General features: G+C 50.1%; 22 protein-coding genes. 17 read left to right on the forward strand and 5 right to left on the reverse strand.

Annotation, left to right across the window (positions count from 1 at the left end; genetic code table 11):
- Positions 1–165: 165 nt before the first annotated feature.
- Positions 166–5,481, forward strand: a complete 5,316-nt coding sequence (locus IPL32_01350; GenBank protein ID MBK8464452.1) for an SBBP repeat-containing protein — start codon at positions 166–168, stop codon at positions 5,479–5,481.
- A gap of 80 nt (positions 5,482–5,561) precedes the next feature.
- On the opposite strand, the gene IPL32_01355 is transcribed toward IPL32_01350, so the two are convergent.
- Positions 5,562–8,225: a glucosidase gene (locus tag IPL32_01355; GenBank protein ID MBK8464453.1), complete on the reverse strand. Its 2,664-nt coding sequence runs from the start codon at positions 8,223–8,225 to the stop codon at positions 5,562–5,564.
- Between the two features lie 44 nt (positions 8,226–8,269).
- Between IPL32_01355 and IPL32_01360 the strand changes: the two genes are divergently transcribed.
- Positions 8,270–9,397 carry a replication-associated recombination protein A gene (locus tag IPL32_01360; protein ID MBK8464454.1) on the forward strand — a complete coding sequence of 376 codons (1,128 nt, stop codon included), beginning with the start codon at positions 8,270–8,272 and terminating at the stop codon, positions 9,395–9,397.
- A 105-nt stretch (positions 9,398–9,502) separates the two neighbouring features.
- A complete protein-coding gene (locus IPL32_01365; protein ID MBK8464455.1) occupies positions 9,503–10,102 on the forward strand; it encodes a TetR/AcrR family transcriptional regulator in 600 nt (199 codons plus the stop codon).
- A gap of 111 nt (positions 10,103–10,213) precedes the next feature.
- Here the strand turns inward: IPL32_01365 and IPL32_01370 are convergent, their stop codons facing one another.
- Positions 10,214–10,672 carry a hypothetical protein gene (locus tag IPL32_01370; GenBank protein MBK8464456.1) on the reverse strand — a complete coding sequence of 153 codons (459 nt, stop codon included), beginning with the start codon at positions 10,670–10,672 and terminating at the stop codon, positions 10,214–10,216.
- Positions 10,673–10,775: 103 nt separating this feature from the next.
- Here IPL32_01370 and IPL32_01375 point away from each other — a divergent pair, with 103 nt between their 5' ends.
- The gene (locus IPL32_01375; GenBank protein ID MBK8464457.1) at positions 10,776–11,564 is read left to right on the forward strand and encodes an ATP-binding protein; all 789 of its coding nucleotides are present in this window, start codon (positions 10,776–10,778) and stop codon (positions 11,562–11,564) included.
- Between the two features lie 81 nt (positions 11,565–11,645).
- Here IPL32_01375 and deoC read toward each other — a convergent pair whose 3' ends face one another.
- On the reverse strand, positions 11,646–12,455 hold the full coding sequence (gene deoC / locus IPL32_01380) for a deoxyribose-phosphate aldolase (protein MBK8464458.1): 810 nt from the start codon (positions 12,453–12,455) through the stop codon (positions 11,646–11,648).
- 74 nt (positions 12,456–12,529) lie between these two features.
- Entirely contained in the window at positions 12,530–13,318 is a 789-nt protein-coding gene (locus IPL32_01385; GenBank protein ID MBK8464459.1) for an RpiB/LacA/LacB family sugar-phosphate isomerase, read from the reverse strand.
- Between the two features lie 171 nt (positions 13,319–13,489).
- Here IPL32_01385 and hpt point away from each other — a divergent pair, with 171 nt between their 5' ends.
- The 13 genes from hpt (at position 13,490) to IPL32_01450 (ending at position 21,049) form a co-directional block, all read left to right on the forward strand.
- On the forward strand, positions 13,490–14,044 hold the full coding sequence (hpt, locus tag IPL32_01390; GenBank protein MBK8464460.1) for a hypoxanthine phosphoribosyltransferase: 555 nt from the start codon (positions 13,490–13,492) through the stop codon (positions 14,042–14,044).
- A 106-nt stretch (positions 14,045–14,150) separates the two neighbouring features.
- On the forward strand, positions 14,151–15,770 hold the full coding sequence (locus IPL32_01395) for a Re/Si-specific NAD(P)(+) transhydrogenase subunit alpha (protein MBK8464461.1): 1,620 nt from the start codon (positions 14,151–14,153) through the stop codon (positions 15,768–15,770).
- A 2-nt stretch (positions 15,771–15,772) separates the two neighbouring features.
- Complete coding sequence (locus IPL32_01400) at positions 15,773–16,246, forward strand: hypothetical protein (GenBank protein ID MBK8464462.1); 474 nt, start codon at positions 15,773–15,775, stop codon at positions 16,244–16,246.
- 6 nt (positions 16,247–16,252) lie between these two features.
- On the forward strand, positions 16,253–17,656 hold the full coding sequence (locus IPL32_01405; GenBank protein ID MBK8464463.1) for an NAD(P)(+) transhydrogenase (Re/Si-specific) subunit beta: 1,404 nt from the start codon (positions 16,253–16,255) through the stop codon (positions 17,654–17,656).
- A gap of 3 nt (positions 17,657–17,659) precedes the next feature.
- Positions 17,660–18,004: a hypothetical protein gene (locus IPL32_01410; GenBank protein ID MBK8464464.1), complete on the forward strand. Its 345-nt coding sequence runs from the start codon at positions 17,660–17,662 to the stop codon at positions 18,002–18,004.
- A gap of 16 nt (positions 18,005–18,020) precedes the next feature.
- Positions 18,021–18,236 carry a DUF4926 domain-containing protein gene (locus tag IPL32_01415; GenBank protein ID MBK8464465.1) on the forward strand — a complete coding sequence of 72 codons (216 nt, stop codon included), beginning with the start codon at positions 18,021–18,023 and terminating at the stop codon, positions 18,234–18,236.
- Between the two features lie 180 nt (positions 18,237–18,416).
- Positions 18,417–18,692 (forward strand): hypothetical protein, encoded by a 276-nt coding sequence (locus IPL32_01420; GenBank protein ID MBK8464466.1) that lies wholly within the window; start codon positions 18,417–18,419, stop codon positions 18,690–18,692.
- Between the two features lie 151 nt (positions 18,693–18,843).
- Positions 18,844–19,068 carry a type II toxin-antitoxin system HicB family antitoxin gene (locus IPL32_01425; GenBank protein MBK8464467.1) on the forward strand — a complete coding sequence of 75 codons (225 nt, stop codon included), beginning with the start codon at positions 18,844–18,846 and terminating at the stop codon, positions 19,066–19,068.
- Positions 19,065–19,304 carry a type II toxin-antitoxin system HicA family toxin gene (locus IPL32_01430; protein ID MBK8464468.1) on the forward strand — a complete coding sequence of 80 codons (240 nt, stop codon included), beginning with the start codon at positions 19,065–19,067 and terminating at the stop codon, positions 19,302–19,304. Before IPL32_01425 ends, IPL32_01430 begins: the two co-directional genes overlap by 4 nt.
- A gap of 202 nt (positions 19,305–19,506) precedes the next feature.
- Complete coding sequence (locus IPL32_01435) at positions 19,507–19,977, forward strand: hypothetical protein (GenBank protein ID MBK8464469.1); 471 nt, start codon at positions 19,507–19,509, stop codon at positions 19,975–19,977.
- Positions 19,978–20,316: 339 nt separating this feature from the next.
- Complete coding sequence (locus IPL32_01440) at positions 20,317–20,556, forward strand: hypothetical protein (GenBank protein MBK8464470.1); 240 nt, start codon at positions 20,317–20,319, stop codon at positions 20,554–20,556.
- Complete coding sequence (locus IPL32_01445) at positions 20,553–20,753, forward strand: NAD(P)(+) transhydrogenase (Re/Si-specific) subunit beta (GenBank protein ID MBK8464471.1); 201 nt, start codon at positions 20,553–20,555, stop codon at positions 20,751–20,753. Before IPL32_01440 ends, IPL32_01445 begins: the two co-directional genes overlap by 4 nt.
- An 80-nt stretch (positions 20,754–20,833) precedes the next feature.
- A complete protein-coding gene (locus IPL32_01450) occupies positions 20,834–21,049 on the forward strand; it encodes a hypothetical protein (protein ID MBK8464472.1) in 216 nt (71 codons plus the stop codon).
- A 107-nt stretch (positions 21,050–21,156) separates the two neighbouring features.
- Here the strand turns inward: IPL32_01450 and IPL32_01455 are convergent, their stop codons facing one another.
- On the reverse strand, positions 21,157–21,669 hold the full coding sequence (locus tag IPL32_01455; GenBank protein ID MBK8464473.1) for a hypothetical protein: 513 nt from the start codon (positions 21,667–21,669) through the stop codon (positions 21,157–21,159).
- Positions 21,670–21,675: the final 6 nt, after the last annotated feature.

The raw sequence follows: 21,675 nt of genomic DNA on the forward strand, positions 1-21,675 counted from the left end.
GATCTCCATAAACCTCTGTTTACCCACCGGTATGGCATTTGCATCTAATTCATGTGCCGGTCTGCTTTTATTTTGAAGTATTTGCGATTTTGGAATTCAACTGTCTTTTCCAGATCTCAACTGACACTGTTAGTTAACACTTTTTCTTGGAAGGAAGTTATAAAAATGTCGAAATACCTTATAATCATTGCACTTTTTGCCCTATCCACGTTCTATGTTGGAAGTCATTTAAAGCTTTCAACCTCACCTGATGTCAATGACAACACGGTGAATGAGCAGTCGGCTGTTCAAAATATAAAAAGCGCAGATAAATCGAATGTTGATGCCCTTACAAATAAACAAAGAGCCTCACAAACATACGGACGATTGCCTATCCATTTTGAACCGAACGCTGGCCAGACAGCGCGCGAAGTCGATTATGTCGCACGCGGCAATGGTTATTCGCTCTTTCTGACGCCCGGCGAAGCGACACTTTCACTCCTGGACCGCAACGGCAAAAACACCGGCAATATATCAGTCGTCAAGATGTCTTTGAACGGAGCGAACAAAACTTCCAAAGTCGCAGGCCTAGATGCACTTGAAGGCCGGTCGAATTACTTACTTGGTAATGATCCGGAGAAGTGGCAGACAGATGTTGCTAACTATGGAAAGGTGCAGTATGACGAGATCTATCCCGGAATTGATCTGGTGTATTATGGCGACGACCGCCAGCTCGAATATGACTTCGTCGTAAAGCCCGCCGCCGATCCAAGACAGATCAAACTGACATTCAGCGGCACAGAAAAACCTGCTCGCATCGACGCCGCTACAGGTGATCTGCTCTTAGCCACGGCATCAGGCGAACTCCGGCAGCACAAACCGTTCGTCTATCAAGACATCGACGGTGAAAGGCATGAGATCGCCAGCTCTTATAAATTGGACGGCAACTCGGCCGGTATTCTTCTGGGTGCATACGACAACTCTCGAGAACTCGTCATAGATCCGATACTTTCATACGGAAGCTATTTAGGCGGGTCAGGATTTGACGAAGGACGCGGAATAGCGGTTGACGCAGATGGCAACGCGTATGTAGTCGGCACGGCTACTTCACTCAATTTCCCTACGACTGCGGGCGTTATCAAAACAACAAACCTGCCGTCGTCCAATAACGTTCAGTGGAACGATGCCTTCGTTACGAAGATCAATCCAACCGGCACCGCGATGGTTTGGTCAACCTATTACGGCGGACGCAACGGCAGCGAGATCGGAACCGGGGTTGCGGTCACATCGACGGGCGAAATTCTGATAAGCGGCACGACGATGGCAAGTGATTTTCCGACGGTTAACGCTTACCAATCGACGTTCGGCGGAACCGACGATGCTTTCGCGGCTAAGTTGAATTCAACCGGTTCAGCGATCGTCTATTCGACCTATCTCGGAGGCAACAACACTGATACCGGCGGACGGATCGCTCTCGATCGCACCAGCGGCGATGCGGTATTTGCAGGCTTCGCGTCGTCGCCAAACTTCCCAACAACGGCAGGAGCGTACAAGGAAAAACTATGCAGTACACCACAAGGCTGCAGCGGCATTTTTTATTCGGGTAGTTACGTGGTGAAGCTGACCGCAGCAGGAAACGGAGTGTATTCAACTCTGTTCGATGCGGGCATCAGCGATGCCACACTCGATGCGAACAACAATGCAGTCATTGGCGGCTCGGTCAGCACAACAGCTTTCGTGACCACGCCGGGAGCATTTCAAACAGCTTCATCCGGCGGCATTGAGGGCTTTATCGCCAAGCTGAATCCGACCGGAAATGCTCTTGTGTATGCAACATATCTTGGCGGTGGATTTCAATCAGATCGCGTCAACGGCGTCACGATCGACGCTGCGGGAAATTTATATGCGACCGGCCAAACTGAGAATACAGGATTTCCGGTCACAGCAGGTTCGTTCGATCAAACCTTCAACGGCGGCGAGGACGGATTTTTGACTAAGCTCGATCCGACAGGTTCGACACTGATCTACTCGACGTTCTTCGGCGGCCAAGGAAAGGATCAGCCTTTCGCAATAGCATTGGGTGCAGACAACAGCGCTATCATTGCCGGTGAAACTCTGAGCGGTGCGAGTTTCCCGCTTCGCAATTCACTTTTAGGAACTGCCGGATCGATCTTTTTGACCCGTTTTAATACTGATGCGAACGCGTTGGTCTATTCGACACTGCTTGGACAAGGCGGAGCTTACGGACTTGCGGTCGATGGAGCAAGCAACGCATACATAACCGGGCATACAGTAAACGTGATCATAACCCCGGATTCATTTCAGCCGGATCACGGTGCCGCCAATTCAACCAGCTCGTCGAGTTCCGCCAAGGATGCGTTTGTTCTAAAAGTCGCGACCGGCGACGAGGATGCTACATCCTACGCGATCAGCGGAACTGTGACGGATGACAATTTTGGAGTCAATAACAATTATTCACCTATCGTCGTGACTATTACCGGAACCGTAAATCGATCTTATACTCCTGGAAACAGCGGCGGCGGCACTGTCACATATTACTTTGGGAATCTGCCCGCCGGAGGCAACTATACCGTCACCGCACGAAGGATCGGGTATGTGGCCGATCCGGAAAGTGTCGTGTTCGACGATCTCGGAGCAAATCAATTTGCCGATTTTCATATCCTGACAAATCAGGCCCCCGAAGGCATAATAACTTCGCCGACACACGGTACAAATTACAACGCACCGGCGACGATCAATATTCAAGCGACCGCAAGCGATCCCGATGGAAACGGAATACAGAAAGTCGATTTCATCGCATACAACAGCACGACAGGAAGTATTCCTTTGGGTACAGACACAACTGCTCCCTACGAATTCACATGGTCAAACATACCCATCGGGACTTACGCCCTTTACGCGATCCCGACCGACAGTCTCGGATTGCGTGGACAGTCGATGCAGACCGTTCATGTGTTTGTCATTGACGGTGGAAGCCCGGCCGTGAATTTCATAAGTCCGGTTGATGGACAAACTTATGTTGAAGGCGATTATGTTCAGATCAGGATGAGCGTGTCCTCTTCGATAACGCTCGTGCAGGTCAGGGACCAAAATAACAATCTTGTCGCATGGCTTCCGGGCGGTTCATTCTCAACAACCTGGCGCGTGATGAATATTGGCGACTACACATTGACTGCGACTGCTTCGACCGCTCAGGGGCAGACCGCAACAGCAGTTACACATGTCACAGTCGGACCGATCAACCATCGCATCTCAGGAACCATAGTCGATTCGATCACAAACGCTCCATTGAGCGGTGTAAATCTCGCCCTCGTCTGTCCGAGCAATCCGAACATCACCGCTCAGGCAACGACCGATTCTAACGGAAGCTACCTGTTCACAGACCTCGGCACAACGCCAAATGACGGCATAACTATCACGCCTAGCCTCGCAGGATATACATTCGATCCGCCGAGCCGAAGCACTGGCTTTTTGGGTTACATCGATTGGCCTAATCAAAATTACACCGCGATACGTTCGACGAGCATCACCGTAACCATGACGAGTCCGACCAACGGACAGGTATTCCCCGCACCGGCAAACTTCAATCTCGCGGCAGACGCATCGAGTAATGGCGGAACGATCACAAAAGTTGAATTTTTCCGTCAGGGAGCTTCGGCAGAACTTTTGGGCACTGACATTACGGCGCCGTTCGAACTTCCGATGAACAATCTGCCGGAAGGAAATTACTGGTATTTCGCGCGTGCAACCGACAGCACAAATGGAGTTGCCGATTCGACAGTTGTGAATATTACTGTAAATCCGGCGCCTACTTCTGTGCAGCTTCACGGTGAAGTTCATAATCCCGGCGGCGGCCCTATGGTAGGTATATTGGTCAGGCTCACCGGAACGGCAAATGGCAATCCGGTCAGTCAAACATGGACGACAAACGTAAACGGTTCGTACCTTTTCAATGTGCCGTTCGGCGGTGATTACACTATCACACCAGAAGGCACAAATCTGTCGTTCACTCCGCCGTCGGCAACTTTCACAAATGTTACTCAGGATATTTACGATATCTACTTCGTTGCATCCGCTCCAAATCAGGCACCAGCTATTCAGATCAATAGCCCGGCTGATGGTGCAGTATTTACGATGCCGGTTGCGATACCTGTCAATGTAACGGCTTCGGACTCTGACGGACAGGTTATTCATCTGTCGATGACGGCACAGAGTTCAACGATGTCAACAACGATTGGCCAAGCGAATAACGGAACGCTTTCGTTCCTCTGGCAGCCAAATCTTCCGGGAGCCTACACTCTCTGGGCCGAAGCTCGTGACAACGGCGGCCTTCGCACCTTGGTTTCGATCGCGATCACCGTCAACCAGCCGAGTGCAGTCTCTCTCACAGGACGAATTGTCGATCGAAGCAGCGTTGGAATAGAAGGCGTGACGGCAGAACTTCGCGACTGGGCAACAGAAAACACCGTAATAGGAACAGCGATCACTGATGCGAACGGGGTCTTTTCAATTGCGAATATTCCGACGTTTTCCAATTATGTTCTGCGTGTCGCAAAGCAGGACTACACATTCTCACCGCAAAAGCGTGTTTATTTCAATCTTGCATCCAGCCAAACAACCGCTGACTTTACCGGCACCTCGCAGGTGCAGCCGTCTGACTTTGACGGCGATGGCAGAACAGATATAGCAGTTTGGCGTCCGTCGACCGGCATGTGGTACGTAAGCCGCTCAGCTGATCAAACCTACAGTGCCTCTCAATTTGGAGGCGCCGCTTTTGGCGACGTAGTTGTTCCCGGAAATTATGATGGCGATAAGAAGATCGACTACGCAGTCTTCCGTAACGGTATCTGGTATGTCCAAAACAGTTCGAACAATCAATATCGAACTGTCCATTTTGGACTCGCAGGTGACAGGCCTGTTCCCGGCGATTATGACGGCGACGGCAAAACGGATATTGCTGTTTGGCGGCCGAGTAACGGCTTCTGGTACATAATGTTCAGTTCAAATGGTGCGTTCGATTATCGCAATTTTGGTTTGAATGGTGACATTCCGGTCGCAGGCGACTACGACGGCGACGGCATTAGCGATGTTGCTGTTTGGCGGCCAAGCAACGGCACTTGGTATGTCCATCAAAGCACGAATGGGGTCGTAAACGCCTATCCGTTTGGCCTCGCAAACGATATGCCTCTTACCGGTGACTTTGACGGCGACAAGAAAATTGACTTTGCAGTTTTCCGCCCGTCCGACGGCAACTGGTATGTGCTGCAAAGTTCAAATGGAATTCCGACAACAACCCATTGGGGGATGGAAGGAGATAAGCCGGTTGCTGGCGATTATGATCATGACGGTAAGACAGACTTTGCAATTTTCCGTCCATCGAACGGTACGTGGTATGTCAACCGAGCGTCAAGCGGAAGGATGATGATGCTCCAATTTGGTATCAGCGAAGACATACCGATCCCGGGAGCTTTTCTCCGCTAATCATCTGCGAACTTTCTGTAGTCGGAACATAGAAGTTCGCTGATGATGCCGCACGGTCTTAAAGGCCGTGCGGCACTTTCTCATTCGCCGCTTTGCTGCAGCAATTTTGCGACTAAGCCTGTCCAGCCGGTCTGATGACTTGCTCCGAGGCCCGAACCGTTATCGCCGTGAAAGTACTCGTAGAACAAAATGTGGTCACGAAAATAAGGATCGTTTTGGTACTTGACAGATTCTCCAAATACTGCACGATTCCCTTCACCGTCTCGCAGAAAAATGTGGGACATTCGCCGCGACAGTTCCTCTGAGACTTCCCAAAGGTTCATCATGTTGCCAGAACCGGTTGGGCACTCGACCTTCAGATCGTCACCGTAATAGTAATGAAATTTCTGCAGCGATTCGATCAGCAGATAGTTGACAGGAAACCAAACCGGCCCGCGCCAGTTCGAGTTTCCGCCGAACAAACCGCTCGTCGATTCTCCGGGTTCGTAATCGACACGGTGATCGATGCCATCGACATGCAGCACATAAGGAGCGTCCTTGTGATAACGCGACAGCGCTCGTATGCCGTACGGCGAGAGAAATTCATTCTCGTCAAGCATGATCTGCAAAACACGTGTCAATCTTTCGCGGTATGCAACAGCCAGCAAATAGCGATCTCCAAGTCCAGGCCTCCTGGCACAGTTAATGTTCGTGGTCAGGTCAGGGCGGTTGTCAATAAACCACTGCATGCGACGGCGAAAAGCCGGCATCGCTTCCAATATCTGAGGCTCGATGATTGCGACTGCAAACAACGGTATCAACCCGACCATCGAACGCACCTTGATCGGTGCGTTGTAATTCACGCTTTCCATATACAGCACGTCGTAGTAAAAACCGTCATGCTCATCCCAAAGTCCGATATTGTCGTCACCGAGATGATTCATCGCGTCGGCGATAAACACAAAATGCTCCCAGAATTTACTGGCAACATCTTCATAAGTATCGTCCTCGATCGAAAGCTCGAGCGCGATAGCGAGCATGTTGAGGCAATACATCGCCATCCAACTCGTGCCGTCGGACTGCAGCATTCGCCCGCCAGTCGGCAGCGGCTGCGACCGGTCAAAGACACCAATGTTGTCGAGGCCCAGAAAGCCTCCTTCGAAAACATTCTTACCAAACGCATCCTTGCGATTGATCCACCATGTGAAATTAAGCAACAGCTTTTGAAATATCCTGGCGAGAAAAGAGCGGTCGCCTTTGCCGCTTTGTTTCTTCTCGATCTGGTAAACCCGCAACGCCGCCCAAGCATGGACCGGCGGATTGACATCACCAAAAGCCCATTCGTAAGCCGGTATCTGGCCGTTGGGATGCATGTACCATTCGCGGAGCATGAGTATCAACTGGTCCTTCGCAAATACCGGATCGACGATCGCCAGCGGAATACAATGAAACGCGAGGTCCCACGCCGCATACCACGGATATTCCCACTTGTCGGGCATCGAGATCACGTCGGAATTGAAAAGATGTTTCCAGTGGCTGTTACGGCCTGTCAGCCGCGAATCTGGCGGCTTCGGCATTGCCGGATCGCCTTCGAGCCAACGCTCAACCTCGTAATGATAGAACTGCTTAGACCACAGCATTCCGGCAAAAGCCTGCCGCTGGACATTGCGCGCGTCATCCGAGAGTTCTGTGGTGCTGATTTCATTGTAAAATTCATCCGCCTCTGCAATGCGCTTTGCAAAGATCGCATCAAAATCCTTGAACGCTGTCACCGGGTCTTTCGACTTTCCCTTTGGCTTCTTTTCCGAAAGTTCCGATGCGCAAAAGCGGGCGCGAATAACGGCCTCGGAGTGAGAAGGAACTATAAGCTTATAATTGGCCGCTGCCTTCGTTCCTGTTTTTGCAGGATTGACGGCTTCGGTTTTGCCGTTAACGATATATTCGTTGATGGCGTCCTTAACATAGGGTGTACGGTTCTGGATCGCAAAAAGCCGTTCGCTATTCGTCTCGTTCTCAGTAAAGAGAAGCTCAGGCTCTCCTTCGAAATACAAAGATCGCTTACCGAGCGTTTCTTCATCAATGCTAATAATATTTTCGCCTGTTGCCGAGAGATTGCAGGTCGGCTCCTGTCCGTTCCACGTCCACTCATTTCTAAACCATATCGTTGGCAGCACATTTATTTCCGCGTCCGCATCGCCTCGATTGGCAACGGTTATCCTTATCAAAATGTCTTCGGCGTCGGCCTTTGCATACTCAACGAAAACATCAAAATATTTGTCTTCGTCAAATATCTCTGTGTCGATCAGTTCAAACTCGCGTTCGAACTTCGTCCGGTCGCGGTTCGCCATTATCAACCAGAGGTATGGAAACTTCGCCTGCGGGTATTTGTAGAGGAACTTCATGTAGGAGTGCGTCGGCGTGGAGTCGAGATAATAGTAGATCTCCTTTACGTCTTCGCCATGATTGCCTTCGTTGCCCGTGAGACCGAAAAGACGCTCCTTAAGTATGGGATCGACACCATTCCACAACGCGACGGAAAAACAGATCCTCTGATGGTTGTCACAAATACCGCCAAGGCCATCCTCGTTCCAGCGAAAGGCCCGCGAACGAGAATGATCGTGTGGAAAATACTCCCACGCCGCTCCGTCTGCCGAGTAATCTTCGCGCACGGTTCCCCAAGCCCGCTCGCTCAAATACGGACCCCAGCGTTTCCAGTATTTTGTCCGCTCATTCGATTCGGCAAGGCGCCTCGCTTCATCGTTCATAAAATTATCTCCAACGTGCGTTATAATACTATCAAACGAAGTTTATGGAACCACTTGCCCATCAAATAAGGCCGCAAAACCTGCATGAATACGTAGGCCAAAAACATCTCGTCGGCGATGGTAAACCGCTGCGTCTCGCGATCGAACAAGGCCACGTTTTTTCATTCGCACTTTGGGGGCCGCCCGGAACAGGCAAAACAACTTTGGCCCGAATCTATGCAAATGCGATCAACGCTGAATTCTATGAACTTTCTGCTGTGTCCGCTGGAAAAGATGACATTCGTAAGATCGTAAAAACACCGTCGATCGACAGCAGGCCGCGTGTGCTATTTCTTGATGAAATTCATCGCTTCAATAAAGCACAGCAGGATTTTTTACTACCGTATGTCGAGAATGGCGAGTTGGTATTAATTGGCGCGACAACTGAAAATCCCAGCTTCGAGATAATCTCAGCTTTGCTTTCAAGGATGCGCGTTTTCGTCCTCGAAGAATTATCGAACGAAGACATGGCAGAGATCATCGATCGAACCGGTTTCAAACTCGACAAAGATGCCAAGCAATGGCTGATCGAGATGGCAAACGGCGACGCTCGCCAAGCCATAACGATGATCGAGAACACATCGCATCTCTACGAAAAGATTACGATCGACACGCTCAAAGAAACGCTTCAATCAAAGTTCCTGCGTTACGACAAAAAAGGCGAGGAGCACTACAACGTCATTTCAGCGTTCATCAAATCGATGCGAGCCAGCAAACCGGACGCCGCAATGTATTACCTCGCACGCATGATCGAATCCGGCGAAGATCCAAAATTTATCGCCCGCCGCATGGTGATCTTTGCGTCCGAAGACATCGGCCTTGCTCAACCGACTGCACTGGTGGTGGCTAATTCGGTATTTCGCGCAGTAGAGACAATTGGCCTGCCCGAATGCGTCCTAAATCTCGCACACGGTGTCGCATATCTCTCAAACGCTGCGAAAGACAGGTCCGCCACTAACGCTATCGGCGCGGCGATGGACGATGCCAAAAAGCTCGGCAACCTACCAGTTCCGATGAAGATAAGAAATGCTCCGACAAAACTGATGAAAGATCTCGGCTATGGCAAGGACGAAGGCAACGACCCCGAAGGCGATCTGATGCCGACGAAACTGAGAGGTAAAAAGTACTTTTAATAGCAAATCGTAAACAGGGCAAGTTTTCACTTTGCGATTGACGATTTAGGTTTTAGTGTTTACGATAAAAAATGACCAAAAGACGTTTTTGGTCAACGGTCATTTATGAAAGACGCCGTTCAAGCGAAAACCACAAGAGATGCGATTCTAGATGCGACTGACAGACTGCTGGCTCGTTACGGTTATAAAAAGATGACCATCGACGATCTGGCGAGCGAGGTCGGCATTGGCAAAGGCAGTATTTACTTACATTTTTCGAGTAAAGAAGAGATCGCTCTCACTCACATTGACCGGATAATTGAAAGGCTGAAAGAAAATCTGAGAGTGATTGCGGCAAAACCAATAAAAGCGGACGAACGCCTGCGACGAATGCTCATGGAACGCGTTCTGTATCGTTTCGACAGTGTCCAGCATTACAAACAGAGCCTTAATGAGTTGCTTGCATTTGTTCGCCGACCGCTTCTGGAACGAAGAAAACGCTATTTTGAAGAAGAAGCACAAATTTTAGCGTCCGTCATCAAAGAAGGCCAGGATTTATCTATCTTTGCGAAAGGAGATTCTTTTGATCTGGCCCTGACCTTAGTATCGGCGACAAATTCCCTTCTGCCCTACAGCCTGAGTGCCATAGAGCTAGGCGATCGCGATGAACTTGCCTCGCGAATCGAAAAGACCGCTAAGTTATTGATCAAAGGTTTGTCGCGTTAATCGTAACGGAGTGCAAAAGTAATGAACACCATCGTCCTGATAGCCAAGCTGATCGTATTCGTAATCCTCGCAGTGTTGTTTCTGAGGTTTATAGGTTGATAGCGGTCATCGCTAACGCTTCCAATAATTTTTTATTTTCAGATCAAGCATCGGAAAGGCGCAGTAATCGACATTGCGGCCGGACTCACGCAGTTTTTGCACCATCGGTATCGCGGCATCGGCATTTCGCGTGTGAACGACGATAGTTGCGGCCCGCTGAAGTTCCGGGCGTTCATTGAGAAATTCGGCAATAGCATAGCCTGTGTTTTCATAGTCATCATGATCGTTCGATTCGTAATGATGGGGTAACAGATCATGATCCAAAAATATCGCATCATATTTGGCTGCTACTAGAAGTTCTTTGGCTTCCGCAACAGTCTCCGCGATATCGAGATCATCACCCTTGAATCGTTTCATAAACCAGCGATGCCGCCGCTCGTCGTCGTCGAGAACCAACACGCTGATCGCTCCCCGTTCCGAACCCAGATCGGCTAAACCCAGCTTTATCAATATACTGCGAAAAATGCTCATACCTTTATGTAATAAGACAATATAACATACGGAATAGATGGTTGCCCTTAACGTCTTGAATTCAAAATTACCGATGGTATACTTCAATACACCAAACCGACTTATGCCCCAAGAAAACTCAAAAAATCACAACCTAAAAGCTGTGCCAAAAGCTGCTTCACAAGAAAATGCCGATCTTGCCGGCGATACCCTTGAAGAATGTCAGATATGCTACGGCACCGGAATGGAGATCGTTCCCGGAAAAGGCGCCCGCGTATGCTCTTGCCGAAAAATGAGATCACAGGACGGCCAGTTTGACAGCGTTCGCCTGCCCAAACGTTACGACGGATTTCACTTTGGAAATTACAAACCTCAAAACGAATCGCAAACCATAGCACTTAAAAGCGCGATGTCATTTGCAATGGAGTATCCGGCTGTTGATCGCGGCCTGCTTTTAATGGGCAGCGTTGGCGTCGGCAAAACGCATTTGGCGGTTTCGATATTGAAGGGCCTAACGGAACGTGGATTTTCCTGTTTATTCTATGAATTTGGTTCGCTTTTGAAGGAAATTCAAGACTCTTACAACCCACACACCCAGTCTTCCGAACTCGCAGTTCTGGCTCCTGTCTTAAATGCCGATGTCCTTGTTCTCGACGAACTCGGTGCATCTAAGCCGACAGATTGGGTCCGCGACACAATGGCTCACGTCATCAACACACGATACAACGAGAAAAAATTCACGGTCTTTACAACAAACTATCTCGATGAACGCCCAAACGACCGCGAAGAGACATTAGAAGATCGTATCGGAGTTCGTGTAAGGTCGAGGCTTTATGAAATGTGTCGAACAATTCAGATGAATGGCAAGGATTACCGAAGAACATTCGACCGAACTTTAGCAGCAAAAAAATAATGCACAAGCCCGCACGTTAGTAAGGGCGATACACCTAACTTGAGTGATCGCCCTTACTAACGTGCGGGCTTGTGCAAATATCTAATAATTTCCAGCGACGATCGTTGATTTAATGCCGCTAGCTTCCTGAGCGATCTTAACACCAACCGAAGCCCCAATACGCGTCGCACCTGCCTCAAACATCGCGCGTGCGTCCTCAATTCCCTTCACACCGCCCGAAGCCTTAACGCCCAAAGCACTGCCAACAGTATGACGCATCAGCGCCACATCATTTGCAGTCGCTCCGCCCTTGGCAAAGCCGGTTGATGTTTTTACAAAATCGGCACCTGCATTCTTTGCTGCTATACACGCTCTGACTTTTTCTTCGTCAGTGAGCAACGCTGTCTCGATAATTACCTTGCACAGAATGTGATTTTCGTGAGCCGCTTCGACAACCGCTTTAATGTCGTCCTCAACCGCGCAGTCGTCACCTGACTTCAATGCACCGATATTGATCACCATATCGACCTCGCGGGCACCGTTAAATATCGAACGCCGAGCTTCGTAAGCCTTAACATCCGGCAGTGTGGCCCCAAGCGGAAATCCGATCACCGTGCATACAGGCACACCAGAACCTTTCAAAAACTCTGACGCTCTTTTAACCCAGCCGGGATTTACGCAAACCGAAGCAAAACCATAGTGGGCCGCTTCATCACAAAGCTTCTTGATGTCCGATTCTGAAGCCTCAGGTTTTAGCAGCGTGTGATCTATCAAACTCGCCCAATCGTGAGCCGTCGCCGTTTCACCGAGAACGATACCAATGCGTTCGGCACCGGCGTCAACGATCCGCTCGACATCGGCACGGCAAAACGTCGGGCAATATTCCTCGACGCCAAGCTTTGCCAGCACCATGTCGGTGATCTGATCGATCAGTTGTTCGTAATTACCGTTTTGCATTGTCGGAACGCAGGCTGCCAGCCTGCGAGTTATCTAATATATTGTCGTTCAATTGCCTCGATCTTGCCAACACGTTTCTTGTGCCGTTCCTCGGAAATATCGGTCGAGATAAACGCTTCGACGATTTGTCTTACTTCATCGAACGAATTTTGACCTGCTCCAAGTGCCAAGACATTCGCACCATTATGCTCGCGAGAGTTTTTTGCCAAAGCAACAGAATAACAAGCGGCAGCTCGCACATTTGGAACCTTATTTGCAGTCATTGCGCTCCCGATTCCCGCACCGTCTATGATTATCCCAATATCAACCTGATGGCCGCTTACCGATTTGGCTACGGCATGTGCAAAATCCGGGTAATCGACGGCATCTTCGCTCTCGGTGCCGAAATCACGAACCTGCAAGCCAAAATCTGTGAGGTAATTCTTCAATTGCTCCTTCATCTTAAAGCCGCCGTGATCGGAACCGATCGCAACCGAACGAACCTTTGTCGTATTTTGCCGAGCCTGTTTGTGGATAATCTCAATCTTTCGCTCGTTAACGATATCCTGCGCAAGCGAGGTAAATTTTACATTCTGAGCAACACGCAACCGCGAGCCAAGCTCTAATCCCCTCAGATCGTCCTCGGTAATCAGAGATTTAGCCGATTCGTCGCGATCCCATTCTTTGCCAAGCTTGCCCTGAAGCGAATTTACGACAACATGCTCAACGACATTTGCCGTCAAAGCCTTTGCCGATTCGCCTTCGGTGGGGACAGTCGCAAGGACTTGCCTTACCAAAGCCCGCACACGATCGCGTGTTTCTTGATTTGCGTCACTCATTTTTTGCACAAGCCCGGATTTTGCAGAAGCCCGCACGTTAGTAAGGGCGTAAAATCCATCTCAAAACGAATTCTACCTATTCACCTTGAAACTCATCCTATGTTTGAATAGTATTTGTAAATACAATTTCAATCAACTCACGAGGAAAATATGGCAGCCGAATCGACAAAAATGGCAAACTCAGAATTCACCAACCCGAATCTCGAAGTCCTCTATTCCAACGAGCAGATACAAACTCGCATCAAGGAACTAGGCGTGCAGATCACAGCCGATTATGCCGGCAAAGATCTTGTTTTAGTCGGTGTTCTAAAGGGTTCGTGTGTTTTCCTCGCCGATCTGATGCGGGTTATAGAGTTGCCGTTAACCATCGATTTTATGTCGGTGTCGAGTTATAAAGACGGCACGAAATCGACAGGTGACGTTGAAATTCTCAAAGATCTTAGTAATTCGATCCGCGGCAAAGACGTACTCGTGGTGGAAGACATAATCGACACAGGACTAACGCTTTCAAGACTTTTAGACATTCTAGGCTCGCGTGGAGCTAATTCAATAAAGCTCTCAAGTTTTCTCGACAAACCCGAACCGCGTATCAAAACCGAGCTTAAAATCGATTACACAGGTTTCGTCGTGCCGAATAAATTTGTGGTCGGCTACGGTCTCGACGCAGCGGGACGCTATCGCAACTTGCCTTTCATCGCTGTTGTCAAAGATCCGTCTGTTGCTTGAGGCGGTGACCTCCATCACGTCACTAAGATCTGTGAGTCTGATAAACTTTGTAATTTACTAGAATTTCGAAAAAGCGTCTCGCTTATTTCTGCTAACCAAAAGGCCTATGACCACGATCGGCATTCCAAAAGAAATTCACCCCGGCGAAAAGCGTGTTGCCGCAACGCCGCAGACTATTCTCAAGCTGAAAAAGCTTGGCTTTGACGTGGTTGTCGAGTCACACGGCGGTCACGGGATCAACTGCATCGACAGCGAATATCGCGAGGCTGGTGCGGTTGTAATTGAGGACACAAAAGAGCTTTGGGCTGCTTCGGATGTTGTCATGAAGGTTCGCCCGCCGGAGGAAAATAAAGAACTAGGCGTCCATGAGGCTGACCTTTTGAAAGAAGGAGCGACGCTCATCGGCTTTATCTGGCCTGCACAAAACCGCGAACTTCTCGACCGATTGGCTGCTCGTAAAGCAACTGTTTTCGGTATGGACTGCGTACCTCGCATCACCCGAGCGCAAAAAATGGACACTCTTTCGGTGATGGCGAATATCGCCGGTTACCGAGCGATCATCGAAGCGGCAAATCATTTCCCGCGATTCTTTACAGGCCAGATCACCGCTGCGGGACGCATCGATCCAGCAAAAGTGCTTGTCATCGGTGCCGGCGTTGCAGGTTTATCAGCAATCGGTGCCGCGAGGAGCTTGGGTGCGATCGTTCGGGCGTTTGACCCGCGTTCGGCATGTATGGATCAGGTCGCGTCGATGGGAGCTGAGTTTCTCGAATTAGATATAAAAGAAGAAGGCGAAGGCAAAGGCGGTTACGCCAAGCAGATGTCGGACGACTTTCTCAAAGCCGAGATGGCTTTGTTTGCAGCCCAGGCGATGCAGGTCGATATCATCGTTACGACGGCGTTAATACCAGGCAAGCCTGCTCCAAAACTGATCACGACCGGAATGGTCGAATCGATGAAGCCCGGTAGCGTCATTGTTGATCTCGCCGCCGAACAAGGCGGCAATTGTGCCCTGACCCATCCCGGCAAAGTAACTCATCACAAGGGCGTCACGATCATCGGCTACACGGATCTTCCAAGCAGAATGGCCAGCATGTCGAGCCAGCTTTACGGAGCCTGTATCGTCGCATTACTTAGTGATCTGGTGAAACCGATCGTGTCAGAACCGGGAGCGGTAGCGACTGGGTCTTCTGAGGCTCACATTAGCATCAATTTGGAAGACGAGGTCGTCCGCGGAGCCATTGTCCTGCACGAAGGCAAAATGATGTGGCCTGCTCCGATCAAGGAACAAGCTCCGCCTCCCGAGCCTGGCGTTCCTACAAAAAGCTCAGCAAGTGTCGCTGTAGCAAAGGCCGCTTCAACCGGCCACGGCCACGACGAAGGCAAAGGTATTAACCCACTTATTTTGGTTGTCATCGGTATAGTGCTGCTCGGCCTCGGATTTGTCGCGCCGGACAAGACGCTTTCACATTTTACGGTGTTTATGCTGGCGATCTTCGTCGGCTTTCAGGTCGTCTGGAACGTCAAACCGGCTCTGCACACACCGCTCATGAGCGTCACCAACGCCATCAGCGGCATCATCCTCGTCGGCGGAATGCTCCAACTAATCTCGTCGGAACTTAACCTGACCGTCATTCTCGGAGCCATCGCCGTCTTCATCGCAGCGATCAATATTGCCGGTGGATTTTTGGTCACAAATCGCATGTTGGCGATGTTTAGGAAATAAAAATGAAACCCTTTGTTTATTCGAGTTTCCTGATACTTCTGCTATTCGTTGGCGGGACCGCCCAAACGAGTTCCGCTTCTAAAGAGATAACGAAACTCTGTAAACGAGTCAAAGACATCAAGCAACTACCGCATGATCGAGGCGAGAAAGGAGTCGATTCAGTCTATGATCAGATTTTCGCCGCAGGTGAGTCGCTGACACCCTGTTTGATCGAGAACATTACAAATACTCGGATCATGAAGGATCCGCGTTGCCCTACGGTTTCAAAGGCGACAACCGTCGGTGACGTTTCTTATTTCTTACTTGTCCGAATTGAGGGCTTCGATTTCACAAAGTTTTTGCCAACGGATATCCAAGAGAAATACAAGACGAATGGTGTTTACGCCTATCACGAATACATCGATCGCCTTGGCGCCAGAACGGAACTTCGGGAGAAACTACGAGTTTGGTACGGCGAAATTCACGGAATCGACTAAAACCTGATGCAGCAATCTTTAATCACAATCGCCTACATCGCCGCGAGTGCGTTGTTTATTTTGAGCCTTGGCGGGCTTAGCCAGCAGGAAACTGCTCGTCGCGGGAATCTTTACGGCATTCTTGGGATGCTGATCGCGCTTGTGGCGACGGCGGCCGGGATGCAGGTTGGCGGGCTGCCTATTTTGGCTGCTGCGTTGGTTCCGGGGCTTGTTATCGGGGCGATATTGGCTTCGCGCGTGCAGATGACATCGATGCCGGAGCTTGTGGCTATGCTGCACAGTTTTGTGGGGCTGGCGGCGGTTTTGGTCGGATTTGCGACGTATCTTGGGCCGCAGGAGACGATGACGGCGGGCGAGCACAGCCTGCATATGGGCGAAATTTTCATCGGCGTCTGCATCGGTTCGATCACGTTCACCGGATCGGTGATCGCTTTTCTAAAACTTCGCGGAAGCATCGGCGGCAAGCCGTTCATGCTGCCCGGGCGACATATGATAAATCTCGCGATGCTGCTGATCACGATCGGGCTTGGCGTCGCGTTCTTTATGTCGCCAAACGAGCAGGCGGGACAATGGCCGCTGCTGATCGCGACCATAATTACAGGCATTCTCGGCGTGCATTTCATAATGGCGATCGGCGGAGCGGATATGCCGGTGGTCGTTTCAATGCTCAACAGCTATTCCGGCTGGGCGGCAGCGGCGGCGGGCTTTATGCTCGGCAACGACCTGCTGATCATCACCGGAGCTCTCGTCGGATCGAGCGGTGCGATCCTCAGCTACATAATGTGCAAGGGCATGAACCGCTCATTCGTCAGCGTGATGCTCGGGGGATTCGGCACCGAAGGCGGAACAGTCGCGTCATCAGCAAGCGGCGAGCCGCAAGGCGAAGTGCATTCGGTCGACGCCGCCGGAGCAGCCGAACTCCTCACCAACGCCAAAAAGATCATCATCGTTCCCGGCTACGGTCTGGCGGTGGCGCAGGCGCAGCACTCGCTTGCAGAGGTCTGCAAGATCCTCAAAGAAAAGAACATCGACGTCAAATTCGCGATCCACCCGGTCGCCGGACGCCTGCCCGGCCACATGAACGTCCTGCTCGCCGAGGCGAACATCCCTTACGACATCGTTTTCGAGATGGACGAAGTGAATGATGATTTCCCGGGCGTCGACGTTTCGTGGGTGATCGGTGCCAACGACATCGTCAACCCTTCTGCTCTTGACGACCCCGGCTCGCCGATCGCCGGCATGCCCGTCCTCCACGTCTGGGAAGCCCGCGACACCATCGTCATGAAACGCGGCATGGCCAGCGGCTACGCCGGCGTCGATAACCCGCTATTCTACAAAGACAACACGCTAATGCTCTTCGGCGACGCAAAGAAGGTCGTCGACGAGATACTGACCGCGATGCGAGGCTAACATATGCGATTGCCGAAGGGTGAAAACGCAATTGTCGATATTCGCAAACTAACGGAATACTGTTTGAATCCAGACAATCCGCGCGGCAGACATAAAGCTCGTGTTTTCGCATCGGCTTTAGGAATAACCGTTTCAAACGCCGACGAGTTGCGCGAAAAGCTCCTTGACATCGCAAGAATCACGGAAGCGGCGGTCTCGGCAGAAAATGATGTTTATGGCGAGCGTTTTGTGGTAGATTTTGAATGGACGACGGTCGCAGGAACCGCGCCGATAAGAAGCACATGGATCATACTTGCTAATGAAGATACTCCGCGGTTGACGAGTTGTTATGTGCTAAAAAGGAGGTAAGATGCAGAAGAAACAAATTGAATTGCTCGACACGGTAGCTTTACTCGAAGACCTGCCCGAACGCGGCTTGGATCGCGGCGAAGTAGGAACCGTTGTCGAACTTCTCGCTCCTGAGGTCTTTGAAGTTGAGTTTAGCGATGACGAAGGCCAAGCATACGCCCAATTTGCTCTGCAAAGCAATCAAATAATCGCACTCCATAATCAAGGAGAAGGGCTAAAACTAGCGGCATGATCTTCTTTCACGCAGAGAGGTCGTTGATGAGATATTGACTGCGATGCGTGCATGAACGGGTTGAACTACCAAAAATAAGCTCAAGGTGCCTGATGTCATCGACGACAATTTGAATAGAAGACGAGAGACGGCTTCTTGCATCGATGGCGCGGTGTTACGGGTCTAAATATATGATTTGCAATGGCTTATAGAAAATCGGTGCAAAAAAGCCGTTTTGAGATCCTGAAAAGCCATCTGAAGTACCCTGAAAAGCCATCGCAGACCCCCAAAAAGCCATCGGAAAAACTATCGAACGACGGCGAGTCATCCCGTCCATCACCTTTTCACGGGCGCCCGATCATCTCGAAGCATCATCATGGTGTTGATACCCTTCTTCATCGCAATCATCATGCAAAGCATGCCTCCGCTCCGGCCAAGCACGCCGAAGCCGCCGTTGAACTGCGCGACTCCGCGTAATAGATGGCAAGAAATTACTGCGAAAGCTCTGCACTTTAGTAAGGGTTTAACACTCGACGCGGAATGTTAAGCCCTCGCTCACGCGCAGGCTTCTGTACTAAAAACTCTTGTCGTTTATTTCGATGTATGTGAAAATAGCGTCATTAGTGTTATGGACAAATTAAAACTGGTTATTGAAAAACACTCGGATGGATTTGTTTCATATCCTCTGGGGCTGAAAGGCGTCGTCGTGGGGCAGGGTGATACTTATGAGGAAGCATTGGCTGATGTTGAATCTGCTATAAGTTTTCATATTGAAACGTTCGGCGCGGATGCATTTGATGATGACTCACCCGTTCTTGAAGCCTTTATCGCGGAAAGCCGTCTCGCCGCATGACCGGCAAATTTCCTGTCGATGCTCCGAAATCCAAAGTCGTTCGGGCGCTAGAACGGCTCGGATTTCAGATCGTACGTGAACGCGAGCACATTGCGATGGCAAGAGAAAATGACGACGGAACACGAACACCGCTGACGATGCCAAATCATCCTACGATCAAAGCTTCCACCTTAAGAACTATTTGCACCCAAGCCGGTATAAGCCGCGACGAATTTCTCGACGCATATCAGAAATAGGTTGCTAACTCGCGGGTTTCTGTAGTTCCATCAACTCGAGTCTTTTGACGACGTTTCCATTTTTGATAAATGCAGAAGTCCGCACGTTAGTAAGGGCTTAACACTCAATGCTGAATGTTAAGCCCTTGCTCACGCGCAGACTTCTGCAAAAAAACGTCGTTGATAATCGCCGAAATTGGTGTATTATCAACGACGTTACGTTATGAAAGTTTTATTCCTTTCGTTAATTTGCTTGGTCGCTTTTACAGCGGCAGTCGTTGCACAATCTGATCTCAAACTTAAGATTGGGGCAAAGATTCCGTACCAATATCTGCCTACCGAAGATGAAACTGCACCATACATCGCGACGCATCCCAGCCAGTTTAGACCGTTTATCAAGAAGACGATTGCTGGCGTTACCTACACAGTCGCGTATGACGAGGAGAGTAGGAAGATTCGATATATTCATACGATCGACAGAACTTTCCGAACTAAGAGCGGCCTGAGTGTAGGTTCGAAAATCGTGGTGACACAGAAACAAGTTTATAGTTTCGGCGGCTGGTATACCTTCGCAGGTAAAACGTCAGATGGTTGGCAGATCATCTCAGCTGAGGACGAAACATCTTTAGGCGAGTGGAAACAGGGCGAAACCAAAACAATCACTATCGGTGGTTTTTCTAAAGGCGGTAACTAACCATTCGCGGGCAGTTCTGTCAGCTCCATCAACGCCAGTCTTTTGACGACATTTCCTTTTTCGAAACGGGCGGAAACGCGAGTGTGAACGAGCGTGCATTTGGCGACGAAGCTTCTCGATTGAACGCACGCTCCTATACAGTCGCGTTTCTGCCCGTAGTTCCATCAAAGCCAATCGCTCAACGACTTTTCCATTTTCGATATGTTCTTCGACGATCTCGGCGGCGTCTGAGGGTTGGACTTGGGCGTAGAGCGTGGGGGCGGATCATGACGGCGGTGCCGATCGAGCTGCATTCGGGAAAATATTGCTATTCAGGCCGTAATTTGATATTTTGCAGTAATGATCGGTGAAGACATTTTAATAAGAAAAGTAAACGCTTTGCCGCCGGGAAAGATCGACGAGGTAATTGATTTTGTTGATTTTTTGGCTTCGCGAGAAGCAACGGCGTGGCGCGCGGAACGAACTGCGTCGATTGCTTCGTTTGCGGCTGAATTTGGCGGCACTGAATTTGATCTGGATGAAGAGTTGGAAGCAGCGGGTGTCGAAAGCCTGTTGGCGATTGATGAGGCTCCTCGATGAGACGCGGTGATGTTTTTGTCGCCGGCATGCCCGTCCTCCACGTCTGGGAAGCCCGCGACACCATCGTCATGAAACGCGGCATGGCCAGCGGCTACGCCGGCGTCGACAACCCGCTCTTCTACAAAGACAACACGCTAATGCTCTTCGGCGACGCAAAGAAGGTCGTGGATGAGATACTGACCGCGATGCGTGCGTGAGAAGTTAAAAGGTGGCAACAAAAAGCTCCCCTCCTTACGAAGGAGGGGAGCTTTCTTGCTAATGCTCTTCGGCGACGCAAATGTCGGGCACGCAGGCTCTGGAAGCACAAGCCAAAGCCGCCGCAGACGCAGCCCGCGATAACGCCGTCACTGCGGAATGGCAGTTTCACGACTATATGCTCGGCGCCAAAGATCAGGTCAAAGCCCAGTTCGGCTCAAGCTCCAACGAACTCCAGGGCCTCGGCCTCAAGAAAAAGTCCGAATACGACAAACCCACAAAGAAGCCAACGCCTTAGGTTCAGAGTTACGGCTTCAGCCGTGATTCTTTATCACGCGTAAACGCGTAACTCTAAACAAACGTCGTTGATAATACCGAATTTGGTGTATTATCAACGACGTTTTCTTACTCGCAGAACTTTTTGTTTGCGGTTTGTAGATACACCTTTCCATCTCGTTCATTGGACTCGTAATCGCAGGTGCGCAATCGATAAACCGAACCACTAAACCTAAATACGCCTCGATACCGGTCCGCCGCCCCCATTCGCCATCGCATTACGAGATCGGGATATTGCTGATGCCCACGTGGGATTTTCTCGATCCAGTCCATTGCTGAACCCGCATTTAGAATGATTTTGGAGCGCTTTCCTGCCTTCGAGACGATCCAAGTCGAGCAATTACCGGTAACGCCACAAAAGAAATCTGAGCGCCCGCGAACTAAATTGCCTTTAAATCTTCCGAGAGTAATAGGCTTTACAGTAAGACTCTCTCGGCAATCGGAGGCATCCGACTGAAGATTTCCAGGCAAGGTTTGCCAAACCGCTTTTCTAATCGGCTCATTACATTTTGTTTGAGCCTGAAATGATTCGCAGTGGACATGAATCACAAATACAATAAAGGCTATTTTGAGGAGTTGCATGGTCTC

The sequence above is a fragment of the Chloracidobacterium sp. genome (assembly GCA_016711345.1).
In the GTDB taxonomy this organism is placed as follows: Bacteria; Acidobacteriota; Blastocatellia; order Pyrinomonadales; family Pyrinomonadaceae; genus OLB17.